Origin of the sequence: Winogradskyella sp. (assembly GCF_003712105.1) — a bacterium.
Lineage (GTDB): Bacteria > Bacteroidota > Bacteroidia > Flavobacteriales > Flavobacteriaceae > Winogradskyella.
The window spans coordinates 135,128-148,869 of record NZ_RHLG01000004.1; the positions used below are offsets into that span (position 1 = coordinate 135,128).

The 13,742-nt window shown below is 34.3% G+C and carries 8 protein-coding genes; 4 read left to right on the plus strand and 4 right to left on the minus strand.

The window, feature by feature from the left end:
* Positions 1-5: 5 nt before the first annotated feature.
* From ED556_RS10270 to ED556_RS10285, 4 genes are read left to right on the plus strand one after another with little or no spacing between them, the layout of a single operon-like run.
* Positions 6-809, plus strand: a complete 804-nt coding sequence (locus tag ED556_RS10270; protein WP_296323154.1) for a cell envelope biogenesis protein OmpA — start codon at positions 6-8, stop codon at positions 807-809.
* Positions 809-1,300 carry a Rab family GTPase gene (locus ED556_RS10275; RefSeq protein ID WP_296323156.1) on the plus strand — a complete coding sequence of 164 codons (492 nt, stop codon included), beginning with the start codon at positions 809-811 and terminating at the stop codon, positions 1,298-1,300. The genes ED556_RS10270 and ED556_RS10275 overlap by 1 nt, the downstream gene beginning before the upstream one ends.
* A complete protein-coding gene (locus ED556_RS10280; protein WP_296323159.1) occupies positions 1,297-2,793 on the plus strand; it encodes an ATP-binding protein in 1,497 nt (498 codons plus the stop codon). The genes ED556_RS10275 and ED556_RS10280 overlap by 4 nt, the downstream gene beginning before the upstream one ends.
* Positions 2,794-2,819: 26 nt before the next feature.
* Entirely contained in the window at positions 2,820-4,406 is a 1,587-nt protein-coding gene (locus ED556_RS10285) for a peptide chain release factor 3 (protein WP_296323162.1), read from the plus strand.
* A gap of 83 nt (positions 4,407-4,489) precedes the next feature.
* Here the strand turns inward: ED556_RS10285 and ED556_RS10290 are convergent, their stop codons facing one another.
* The 4 genes from ED556_RS10290 to rplL all read right to left on the minus strand — a co-directional run bounded on the left by ED556_RS10290 (position 4,490) and on the right by rplL (position 13,718).
* Complete coding sequence (locus ED556_RS10290) at positions 4,490-4,807, minus strand: DUF3467 domain-containing protein (RefSeq protein WP_296323165.1); 318 nt, start codon at positions 4,805-4,807, stop codon at positions 4,490-4,492.
* A 228-nt stretch (positions 4,808-5,035) separates the two neighbouring features.
* Positions 5,036-9,337, minus strand: a complete 4,302-nt coding sequence (gene rpoC / locus ED556_RS10295) for a DNA-directed RNA polymerase subunit beta' (protein WP_296323167.1) — start codon at positions 9,335-9,337, stop codon at positions 5,036-5,038.
* 58 nt (positions 9,338-9,395) lie between these two features.
* Positions 9,396-13,208 (minus strand): DNA-directed RNA polymerase subunit beta, encoded by a 3,813-nt coding sequence (gene rpoB / locus ED556_RS10300; RefSeq protein WP_296323171.1) that lies wholly within the window; start codon positions 13,206-13,208, stop codon positions 9,396-9,398.
* A 132-nt stretch (positions 13,209-13,340) separates the two neighbouring features.
* Positions 13,341-13,718: a 50S ribosomal protein L7/L12 gene (gene rplL / locus ED556_RS10305; protein ID WP_296323174.1), complete on the minus strand. Its 378-nt coding sequence runs from the start codon at positions 13,716-13,718 to the stop codon at positions 13,341-13,343.
* Between the last annotated feature and the right edge of the window lie 24 nt (positions 13,719-13,742).

Below are 13,742 nucleotides of genomic sequence, written 5' to 3' on the forward strand. Positions count from 1 at the left end.
ACACCTTGCAATCTGAAGACTATAAAATAGAAGAGCTCCAACGCCTTCTTCTTCAGGAAGATAGAGACACTACTAATGCCCTTAAACAAGAGCTTGAAGACTTAAAATTACTTATTGAAACAGAGAAAGAACTTGACGGTAAAGTAGGTCCTATCATTACCAAATATCTCAACTTATACACAGAAGACATCCCAGAAAAACTTGGTCCAACAATTACCAAGACATTAAAAAACGAAATAGAAAAATCTAAAGACACCATAGTAGATGCACTATACCCTATTATTGGTAAACTTATTAAACGTTATATCCAAAAGGAGTTTCAGAAGCTATCAGACAAAATAAATTATCAGGTAAATCACAGATTTTCATTAAAATCCATAGCAAGAAAGTTAAAGTCAATATTTACCGGTGTTAAAGAAGAGGATATCATAATCTCTGAATTATCGGATACTCAGATACAAGAGGTTTTTGTTGTAGAAAAAAATTCTGGAATACTTAAAGGAAGTTTTTCAAAAACAAATACCATTGACAAAGAGGTATTATCTGGTATGCTTACGGCAATCAAGAGTTTTGTCGAAGATGCGCTCAAAACTGGAGATGAGCAACTAGAAACCATTGAATATGGGCTTTATAATATATATATTCAAAATTTTAAGACCTACTACATAGCTGTTGTTTTGCATGGCGTTTTCGATTCTACTTTTAAAGAAAAACTCGAGGAAGATTTACTTACCTTCTCCCAAAAACATTACAAGGCATCTAAATCAAGAGTAGAAATCTCCGAATCACTTAAAGATATGTTCTCATAATGTCAATTTCTAAAAAAATAGTGCTTTTAGGACATTATGGTGTTGGTAAAACATCAATTATTAGGCAGTTTGTAACAAATGAGTTTTCGTCGGACTACAAAGTTACAATAGGAGTTCATATACTTAAAAAAGAGGTGTTAATAAAAGATGAGTTGATATCACTTATTCTCTGGGATATTGAAGGTACTGACCATATTAATCAAATAAGCCAAGCTTATTTACTTGGCTCACATGCTTTTGTTTTTACCTACGATATATCGCGACCAGCTACCTATAAAAATTTACTTGATCAAATCGATGGGCTTAGAAATGCATTCCCAAATACTTTGTTTAAAATTATTGGGAATAAGCTGGATTTGATTTCTGAAGTTAATATCGACTCGGATGCTTATAAAAGCATTATTGAAAAAACAGATTATTTAACCAGTGCTAAAACTGGTGAGAACATTGAACCTTTGTTCAATGACTTGGCCTTAGAATTTTCCAAATGAGTATTCTAAAATCCATAAGAGAATCGTATATAGAAAAAAATACTCAGTTTATTTTAATTGATAATGAAGGTATTATTAAAGAGAGTGATAATGTTTTGTTTCACTGTGAAATTGAAAACCTTATAACAGATATACACCCATTTTTTTTGAGCATAAACCACCTGAATCTAGATGACTCATATGATCTTACCTGTGTGCATTTAGATATTAACAACAAAGAATTAATATGCGATATCTCGGTTAAAAAGCATAACAGTTATATTTTAATTATAATCTCAGATTTTTCTACGCATTACAATTCTTTTCAGAGTTTAGCTCAATCGCGAAATGAAACGGCTATTGCTTCCGAATTAATGGAAATTGAAAATTATATCCTCAATAAAAAACAAGCCTTTAAAGATAAATTTATCGCCAACTTTAATCACGAACTTGTATCACCAATATTGAGTTTACTTACATTTTCTGATGCACTTAAAAAAACCCAGTTAACACCTGAACAAAAAGATTATTCTGAAATTATCCTTTCTTCTAGCGATACTCTTAAAAACATGGTTAATGACATTTTTGACATCACCAAAATTGAAACAGGAAACCTTGATATCGTCAACAAAAGGTTTAGTTTAAAACGACTAGTTAAGGTTATAAAAGCTGACTATAGCAGACGATTTAGACGTAAAAATTTAGATTTTGAAATCATCTATGCTCATGATATGCCAGATTATATTGTTAGTGATAAACTAAGAGTGAATCAGATTATTTCAAACCTTCTCAATAATGCTCTAAAATATACTGAAACCGGTTCAGTCACTGTAGCTATAGACACTGTATATCGTAGAGCTAGGAAGTTAACATTCAACATTAAGGTTAGTGATACTGGTATCGGAATTGCAAAAGAGTATCACGACTATATCTTTGAGCGCTTTAATAGATTAGAAACTACAAAAGCAACACAAGGCAACGGATTAGGGCTTTCTATAACTAAAGATATTATTGGACTAATGGGTGGCGAAATCAATGTAAAAAGTATTCCTAATCAAGGATCTACATTTACAGTAACATTTCGCGTGACTACACCACTCAGAGCACCAAATAAAGAATCTAAACCTGAAAACCCATCAAACGATTCTACTAAAAAAGAGGTATTACTCGTAGAAGATAACCAATCAGATCAACTAAGTTTATTTAAGATTTTAGCCTCGACTAAATCTTATTTTATTGATATAGCTCAAAATGGGAATGAAGCTGTAAAAATGCATAAACAAAAAGATTATGATTTAATCCTGATGGATTATAAACTCAATTCCATCGATGGTTTAGAAGCAAGTAAACTTATTAATAAGGGTAAAAGAAATAAAACACCTATTATTATGGTAACCGGTATTAAAATAAACGAATCTTTGCTTCAGCAATACCATAGGTATGTCAACGACATCATAAATAAACCTTTTCTTCCGGAAACTCTCATAGAACGCATAAAAATGCATATAAAATAATTATTTTTGCGCTCTTTATAAATGTTATGAGTTTTATATCCGAAATCAATAGAAGACGAACATTTGGTATTATTTCGCATCCTGATGCTGGAAAAACTACCTTAACTGAAAAGCTATTACTCTTTGGTGGTGCTATACAAGAAGCTGGTGCAGTAAAGAGTAATAAAATTAAAAAAGGTGCTACCAGTGATTTTATGGAGATTGAACGGCAAAGAGGTATTTCGGTAGCTACTTCTGTACTTGCTTTTGAATACAATGGCATTAAAATAAACATTCTTGATACGCCTGGTCACAAAGATTTTGCTGAAGATACGTTTAGAACACTTACTGCTGTGGATAGCGTTATTGTTGTTATTGATGTTGCTAAAGGTGTTGAAGAACAGACTGAAAAGCTAGTTGAAGTCTGTCGAATGCGAAATATTCCCATGATAGTTTTTATCAATAAACTTGACCGAGAAGGAAAAGACGCCTTTGACTTATTGGATGAAGTAGAACAAAAACTAGGGCTTAAAGTATGCCCTTTAAGTTTTCCTGTAGGAATGGGATACGACTTTAAAGGTATTTATAATATATGGGAGAAAAATGTAAATCTTTTTACAGGAGATAGTAAAAAAGATATTGAAGATACTGTTGAAATTACTGATTTATCTTCTCCAGAATTAGAACAATTGGTTGGAGAAAATCATGCTAATGATCTTAGGGACAATATTGAATTAGTTAATGGTATCTATCCTGAATTTGATAAAGATGCTTATTTAAACGGTGAGCAACAACCCGTGTTTTTTGGATCGGCCTTAAACAACTTTGGGGTAAGAGAATTGCTAGACTGTTTTGTAGATATTGCTCCTAAACCTCGTGCTAAGCATAGCGAAGAACGCCTTGTAAAACCCGATGAAGAAAAATTTAGTGGTTTTGTGTTTAAAATCCATGCTAATATGGATCCAAACCATAGAAACCGATTGGCATTTGTAAAAATAGTCTCTGGAGAGTTTAAGCGCAATACACCATATCTTCATGTACGCCATAACAAAAAGGTGAAATTCTCAAGCCCTAATGCTTTTTTTGCTGAAAAAAAGGAAATAGTAGATATCTCATATCCTGGTGATATTGTAGGTTTACAGGATACAGGCAACTTTAAAATTGGTGACACACTTACTGAAGGTGAAATATTAAATTATAAAGGTATTCCAAGCTTTTCGCCTGAACATTTTAGATACATTAATAATGCAGACCCATTAAAATCGAAGCAATTATACAAAGGCATTGACCAATTGATGGACGAAGGTGTAGCTCAACTTTTTACTTTAGAGCTCAATGGTAGAAAAGTCATTGGTACTGTTGGTGCATTACAATATGAAGTTATTCAGTACAGATTAGAGCATGAATATGGTGCTAAGTGTACTTATGAAAATCTTAATGTACATAAAGCATGCTGGGTAGATGCTGAAGATGAAAAGAACGAAGAGTTTAAAGAGTTTAAACGCGTTAAACAACGTTATTTGGCCAAGGATAAGAGTGATCAATTGGTGTTTCTAGCAGACTCTATGTTTACATTACAAATGACTGAACAAAAATATCCAAGTATAAAATTTCATTACACTTCAGAGTTCTAAAATTCTTTACTAGAAATTAAACAAAAAAGCATAGTAACTTATTGAGTAATACTATGCTTTTTTCTATTAATTAGAATTTGCTTCTAAGCTTGTCCTGTTGGTCCAAAATTAATTGGTACTTGTGGTTGCTCGTAGTCTTTTATGGTTCCATTAGCCTGCTCGAAGCGTTTTACATTTTCATTTAATGCCTTTACCAAACGCTTTGCATGTTGTGGTGTAAGAATTATTCGAGATTTTACTTTACTCTTTGGCGTACCAGGCATAATATTTACAAAGTCCACTACAAATTCTGAAACTGAGTGATTAATAATTGCCAAATTAGAGTATGTTCCTTGAGCAACAGATTCGTCTAACTCAATATTTATTTGTCCCTTTTTAGGTTGATTTTTATCGTCTGCCATTGAAAATTTATTTTTCACTTCCAACATAATTGGAAGTCTTTTTATTTAATATGATTTGTAAATATACCCACTAGGTTATGAAAAACCTTGTTCTCGACACATTTTGTTTTATACAAAAACAAAATACTCGAACTGACGCTTATTAATAAAGAAAAAGCCTTCAAGCTAATTAATTGCATGAAGGCTTTTATTTTATAGATTCCTACCTTCGCAGGAATTGATAACTAATTAGTTATAGTTCATCTCTTCTTTCTGTTTCATCATCTCATCGAACTCAGACTTAGACCCTACAATAATATTATCGTAGTCTCTAACTCCAGTACCTGCAGGTATTCTATGACCTACAATTACATTTTCTTTAAGACCTTCAAGAGTATCAACCTTACCGTTTACTGCGGCTTCGTTAAGTACTTTTGTAGTCTCTTGGAACGATGCAGCTGAGATAAATGACTTAGTTTGTAAAGATGCTCTAGTAATACCTTGTAATATAGGTGTCGCTGTAGCAGGTTGTGCATCACGAGCTGTTACTAAAGTTTTATCTTCTCTTCTAAGTATTGAGTTCTCATCTCTTAACTGACGTGTTGAAACAATTTGACCAGATTTTAAGTTTTCAGAACCTCCTGCATCCTCGATAACTTTCATTCCAAAAATCTTATCATTCTCTTCTATAAAGTCAGACTTATGCACCAATTGGTTCTCTAAGAAAATAGTATCACCAGAATCAATAATTCTAACTTTACGCATCATTTGTCTTACAACAACTTCGAAGTGCTTATCGTTAATCTTCACACCTTGTAGACGGTATACTTCTTGTACTTCGTTTACTAAATATTGCTGAACCGCAGAAGGTCCTTTAATATTTAAGATGTCATTAGGAGTAATTGAACCATCAGATAATGGCATACCAGCTTTTACATAATCATTTTCTTGAACAAGAATCTGATTAGATAATTTCACTAAGTATTTCTTAATTTCTCCAGTCTTAGATTCAATAATAATCTCACGGTTACCACGCTTAATTTTACCGAAAGACACAACACCGTCAATCTCAGAAACTACTGCTGGATTAGATGGGTTACGCGCTTCGAATAACTCAGTTACACGAGGAAGACCACCTGTAATATCACCAGCCTTAGCAGATTTACGAGGTATTTTAACTAAGACTTTACCAATTTCAATCTTATCGCCATCGTCAATCATTATATGCGCTCCAACTGGTAAGTTGTAAGAACGGATAACTTCTCCTTTTTTATCTTCAATAAGTAATGTAGGAATTAATTTCTTGTTTCTAGATTCTGAAATTACTTTTTCTTGGAATCCTGTTTGTTCATCAATCTCTACTTGGTATGTAATACCTTGCTCAATATTTTCGTACTTCACTTTACCAGCAAATTCCGAAATAATAACACCATTATATGGATCCCACTGACATACTACATCACCTTTCTTAAGCTTACTTCCTGGTTTTACATAAATATAAGAACCATAAGGAATATTGTTTGTACTTAATACAATTCCTGTTTTAGCATCAACTAATTTTAATTCAGAAGTACGAGAGATTACTACATCTACATCATTTCCTTCATTGTCTTTAGTTGCTACTGTTTTAAGGTCTTCAATTTCTGCTACACCATCAAACTTAGTAACTAATTTATTCTCTTCAGAAATGTTACCTGCAATACCACCTACGTGGAATGTACGTAGTGTAAGCTGTGTACCAGGCTCGCCAATAGACTGCGCTGCTACTACACCAACGGCTTCACCACGCTGAACCATTTTGCCTGTAGCTAAGTTACGTCCGTAACATTTAACACAGATACCTTTTTTAGCCTCACAAGTTAATGGAGAACGTACTTCAATTGTCTCAACTGGTGAATCACCAATTTTCTTAGCGATTACATCGTCAATATGTCCACCAGCTTCAACTAATAATTCTTCAGTAAGCGGGTTATAAACATCATTAACAGATGTTCTACCAACGATTCTAGATTCTAATTTTTCAACAACTTCTTCGTTCTTCTTTAATGCAGAAACTTCGATTCCTCTTAAAGTACCACAATCTTCTTGGTATACAATAACATCCTGAGAAACATCTACCAATCTACGTGTTAAATAACCAGCATCGGCAGTTTTAAGTGCTGTATCGGCAAGACCTTTACGCGCACCGTGAGTAGAAATAAAGTATTCTAAAATTGAAAGTCCTTCTTTAAAGTTTGAAAGGATCGGATTCTCAATAATCTCACCACCACCTGCGTTAGATTTTTTAGGCTTAGCCATTAATCCACGCATACCGGTTAACTGACGAATTTGCTCTTTAGAACCACGGGCTCCAGAATCTAACATCATATACACTGAGTTAAATCCTTGTTGGTCTTCACTAATACGCTTCATAGACAACTCTGTCAATTCAGCATTTGTAGACGTCCAGATATCAATAACTTGGTTATAACGCTCGTTATTAGTAATAAGACCCATATTATAGTTACCTACAATACCATCCACTTGTTTATTAGCAGAAGCAATAAGTCCGTGTTTCTCTTCAGGGATAATAATATCTCCTAAACTAAATGATAGACCACCTTGGAATGCAAACTTATAACCTAATGTTTTAATCTCATCCAAGAACTCGGCCGTTTCAGGAACACTTGTTACTTTTAGAATACCACCAATAATATCTCTAAGCGCTTTTTTGGTAAGTACTGTATTAATGTATCCTGCTTTCTCAGGTACTTTTTCGTTGAAAAGTACACGACCTACAGTTGTTTCTATAATTTGAGTTGTTAACTCACCTTCTTCATTAAAGTCTTTTGTACGTACCTTAATACCTGCATTTAAATCTACTTTCTTCTCATTGTAAGCAATAGTAACTTCTTCAGGAGAATAGAATGTTAATCCTTCACCTTTAATTACTAACTCTTTAGTAGATTTTCTGTGCTTGGTCATATAGTATAAACCAAGTACCATATCTTGAGATGGTACAGTCACAGGTGAACCATTTGCTGGGTTAAGGATATTATGAGACGCTAACATTAATAGTTGCGCTTCTAAAATAGCCTCTGGTCCTAACGGTAAATGTACCGCCATTTGGTCACCATCAAAATCGGCATTAAATGCTGTACATACTAATGGGTGTAATTGTATTGCTTTACCTTCAATAAGTTTTGGTTGGAAAGCTTGAATTCCCAATCTATGTAATGTAGGAGCACGGTTTAGTAATACTGGATGTCCTTTAAGAACATTCTCCAAGATATCCCAAACAACAGGCTCTTTTCTATCTATAATTTTCTTTGCAGATTTTACAGTTTTTACAATTCCTCTTTCGATTAATTTTCTAATGATAAAAGGCTTATAAAGCTCTGCTGCCATATTTTTTGGCAATCCACACTCGAATAACTTTAATTCTGGACCAACAACAATTACAGAACGTGCAGAATAGTCAACACGCTTACCAAGTAAGTTTTGACGGAAACGTCCTTGCTTACCTTTTAACGAATCTGATAATGATTTTAATGGTCTGTTAGAATCTGTTTTTACTGCAGATGATTTACGTGTGTTATCGAATAACGAATCTACAGATTCTTGTAACATACGTTTCTCATTACGTAAAATTACTTCAGGTGCTTTTATCTCAACTAATCTCTTAAGACGATTGTTACGGATAATTACACGACGGTATAAATCATTTAAATCTGAAGTAGCAAAACGTCCACCATCAAGAGGTACTAATGGTCTTAATTCTGGCGGTATAACAGGAATAGCCTTCATGATCATCCATTCTGGCTTATTCTCTCTATTCATATTAGATTCTCTAAAAGCTTCTACTACTTGTAAACGCTTTAAAGCTTCTGTTTTACGTTGCTTAGATGTTTCGTTGTTTGCCTTATGTCTTAAATCGTAAGATAAAGCATCCAAATCTATACGTGCTAAAATATCTATAAGACATTCTGCACCCATTTTAGCGATAAACTTATTAGGATCTGTATCTTCTAAATATTGATTTTCTTGAGGGATAGTTTCTAAAATATTTAGATACTCTTCTTCAGTTAAGAAATCCATTTTTTGTAATGGTTCTCCTTCAGCGTTCATAGCAATACCAGGCTGAATTACTACGTAACGTTCGTAGTAAATAATCATATCTAATTTCTTAGAAGGTAAACCTAGTAAGTATCCAATTTTATTTGGTAATGAACGGAAATACCAGATATGAGCTACAGGTACAACTAAATTAATGTGACCTACTCTATCTCTACGTACTTTTTTCTCTGTCACCTCAACACCACATCGGTCACAAACAATACCTTTATAACGTATTCTTTTATATTTTCCACAAGCACATTCAAAATCCTTAACAGGACCAAAAATACGCTCGCAAAACAAACCATCACGTTCTGGTTTGTGAGTTCGATAATTAATAGTTTCTGGTTTTAATACTTCACCTCTAGATGCAGCCAATACAGACTCAGGTGATGCTAAACCGATAGAAATTTTATTAAACTTCTGTACTTTATTCTTATCTTGTTTTCTTGCCATTTTATTTATGGTATTCAACATTGTTGCTTTATAGCTAAAGCAACAATGCCTATAAGTTTTACTCTTCTAATCTAATATCTAATCCTAATCCTTTCAATTCGTGCATTAATACGTTGAAAGATTCAGGTAGTCCTGGCTCTGGCATTGGCTCACCCTTAACGATTGCCTCGTAAGTTTTTGCTCTACCAATAACGTCATCTGATTTTACAGTTAAGATTTCACGTAATGTACTTGATGCTCCATAGGCTTCAAGTGCCCAAACTTCCATCTCACCAAAACGCTGACCACCAAATTGGGCTTTACCACCTAAAGGTTGTTGTGTAATTAATGAGTATGGTCCGATAGAACGTGCGTGCATCTTATCATCAATCATATGACCTAGTTTTATCATATAGATAACACCAACTGTAGCAGCTTGATCAAAACGCTCACCTGTACCACCATCATATAAATGTGTATGACCAAAACGTGGTACGCCTGCTTCATCAGTAAATCCATTGATTTGATCTAATGTAGCACCATCAAAAATAGGCGTAGCATATGTTCTACCTAATTTTTGACCTGCCCAACCAAGAACAGTTTCATAGATCTGACCGATATTCATACGTGAAGGTACACCTAATGGATTCAATACGATATCCACTGGAGTTCCATCTTCTAAGAAAGGCATATCTTCTTGACGAACAATACGAGCAACAATACCTTTGTTACCGTGACGTCCTGCCATCTTATCTCCTACTTTAAGCTTACGCTTTTTAGCAATGTAAACTTTGGCTAATTTGATGATTCCTGCAGGTAATTCGTCACCTACTGAGATTGTAAACTTCTCACGACGTAAAGAACCTTGAAGATCATTCTCCTTAATCTTGTAGTTATGGATTAAGTCTACCACTAATTCATTAGTAGCATCGTCAGTTGTCCATTTTCCTGAAGTTAGGTGCGTATAATCATCAACAGCATTCAACATCTTTAAGGTATATTTCTTTCCTTTAGGGATAATTTCCTCACCTAAGTCATTGTAGATACCTTGAGCTGTTTTACCATTAACGATAGCAAATAACTTCTCTACTAATATATTTTGAAGATCATCAAAGCGGTTATCATAGGCATTTTCTAATGCTTCGATATCCTCTTTGTCTTGAGCTCTCTTGCGTTTATCTTTAATTGCTCTTGCAAATAACTTCTTGTCAATAACAACACCGTTAAGTGATGGTGAAGCTTTAAGAGATGCATCTTTAACATCGCCTGCTTTATCACCAAAAATTGCACGAAGTAACTTCTCTTCTGGAGTTGGATCAGATTCACCTTTTGGAGTAATCTTACCAATTAAGATATCTCCTGGCTTAATCTCAGCTCCAACGCGAATCATACCGTTTTCATCTAAATCTTTGGTCGCTTCTTCAGAAACATTAGGAATATCATTAGTTAATTCTTCATTACCTAATTTGGTATCTCTAACTTCTAAAGAGTACTCATCTATATGAATAGATGTGAATATATCATCACGGACTACTTTTTCAGAAATTACAATTGCATCCTCAAAGTTGTAACCTTTCCATGGCATAAATGCTACTTTCATGTTACGTCCTAGCGCTAACTCACCATTTTGAGTTGCATATCCTTCACAAAGTACTTGACCTCTAGTAACCTTATCGCCTTTCTGAACAATTGGCTTTAAGTTAATTGATGTCCCTTGATTTGTTTTTCTAAATTTAACAAGAGGATATTCTTTAGTATCGCTATCAAAGCTTACCATTGCTTCCTCTTTTGTACGCTCGTATTTAATAACAATCTTATCTGCATCAACGTACTCAACTACACCTTCACCTTCAGCATTAATTAATACTCTCGAATCTGAAGCTACTTGACGCTCTAATCCAGTACCAACGATTGGTGCTTCAGGGCGTAATAATGGTACTGCTTGACGCATCATGTTAGATCCCATTAACGCTCGGTTTGCATCATCATGCTCTAAGAATGGAATTAACGAAGCTGAAATAGAAGCGATTTGATTTGGCGCAACATCTGTATAATTTACTTTTGTTGGCTCAACAACAGGGAAATCACCTTCTTGACGTGCAATAATCTTATCGTGAGTAACTTTACCTTTATCATCAACTTCGATCGTTGCTTGTGCAATCATCATATCTTCTTCTTCCTCGGCACTTAGGTAAGTTGGTTCATTTTTAATATCTACAACACCGTCTTCTACTTTTCTGTATGGCGTTTCAATGAATCCCATTGAATTTACTTTGGCATATACTGAAAGTGAAGAAATAAGACCAATATTTGGACCTTCTGGTGTTTCAATCGGACAAAGTCTTCCGTAGTGTGTATAGTGAACATCACGAACCTCAAAACCTGCTCTTTCTCTAGAAAGTCCTCCTGGTCCTAGAGCAGATAAACGACGCTTGTGCGTAATTTCAGCTAATGGATTTGTTTGATCCATAAACTGTGATAACTGGTTTGTACCAAAGAATGAATTAATAACTGAAGATAAGGTCTTAGCATTAATCAAATCTATAGGTGTAAATACTTCGTTATCACGAACATTCATTCGCTCACGGATAGTACGTGCCATACGAGCTAAACCAACACCAAATTGTGATGATAACTGCTCACCTACAGTACGTACACGACGGTTAGATAAGTGATCGATATCATCAATCTCTGCTTTAGAGTTGATAAGCTCAATTAAATATTTTATGATAGTGATGATATCTTCTTTAGTAAGCACTTGCTTGTCCATACCGATATCAAGACCTAATTTTTTATTCATTCTATAACGACCTACTTCACCTAAAGAGTATCGTTGGTCAGAGAAGAATAACTTGTCAATAATTCCACGTGCAGTTTCCTCATCTGGCGGTTCTGCATTACGTAATTGACGGTAAATATGTTCAACAGCTTCTTTTTCAGAGTTTGTTGGATCTTTTTGTAATGTATTATGTATAATTGCGTAATCGCCTTGTTGAGCGCTTTCTTTATGTAAAAGAATAGTTTTTACTCCAGCTTCAAGGATTTCTTCAATATTTTCTTTATCTACAATTGTATCACGATCTAAAACAATTTCGTTACGCTCAATAGATACTACTTCACCAGTATCTTCATCAACGAAATCTTCGTGCCATGTATTTAAAACACGAGCAGCAAGTTTACGACCGATAACTTTTTTAAGACCTGACTTTGATACTTTAACCTCTTCAGCAAGGTCAAAGATTTCAAGAATATCTTTATCACGCTCAAAACCTATAGCTCTGAACAGTGTAGTAACAGGTAATTTTTTCTTTCTATCGATGTAAGCGTACATTACGCTATTGATATCAGTAGCAAATTCTATCCAAGATCCTTTGAAAGGAATAACTCTTGCCGAGTATAGTTTGGTACCGTTAGCATGAAAAGATTGGCTAAAGAATACACCTGGTGATCTGTGTAATTGCGATACAACAACACGTTCTGCACCATTAATACAAAATGTTCCACTAGGTGTCATGTAAGGGATTGTCCCTAAATACACATCTTGAACAATAGTTTCGAAATCTTCATGTTCAGGATCCGTACAATATAATTTTAGACGTGCTTTTAGTGGCACACTATATGTTAGACCTCTTTCTATACATTCTTCGATTGAATATCTTGGAGGATCAATAAAGTAATCCAAGAATTCTAATACGAATTGGTTTCTTGTGTCGGTAATTGGAAAGTTTTCCATGAAGGTATTATAAAGTCCTTCATTACCTCTTTGATCTGATTTTGTCTCCAACTGGAAAAAATCCTGAAAGGATTTAATCTGAATATCTAAGAAGTCTGGATATTCAGTTTTGTTTACAATAGAAGAAAAATTTAATCTTTCAGCTTGTTTTGCTAACATCGATGAACGAGATTTTGATTAAAAAAATATGTAATGTGTGTACATACCATTTATATACACAAAATGGTCTAGGCATTATCCCGCATCTTTTTGCGGGATAAACCTAAACCGAATAATGTTGGTAAGTTAAGCTTACTTAAGCTCAACCTCAGCTCCTGCTTCTTCTAATGATGCTTTTAATCCTTCAGCTTCATCTTTAGAAACACCTTCTTTGATAGCGCTTGGTGCGTCATCAACAAGACCTTTAGCGTCTTTTAATCCTAAACCAGTTAATTCCTTAACTAATTTTACTACTGCTAATTTAGAACCACCAGCGGCTTTAAGGATTACGTCAAATTCAGTCTTCTCTTCTGCAGCTTCTCCACCAGCAGCTCCACCACCAGCAGCAACAGCTACTGCAGCAGCAGCAGGCTCAATACCGTATTCTTCTTTTAAAATATCAGCTAATTCATTAACTTCTTTTACAGTTAAATTAACTAATTGTTCTGCGAAATCTTTTAAATCTGCCATTTTTCTATCGTTTTAATGTGTGTG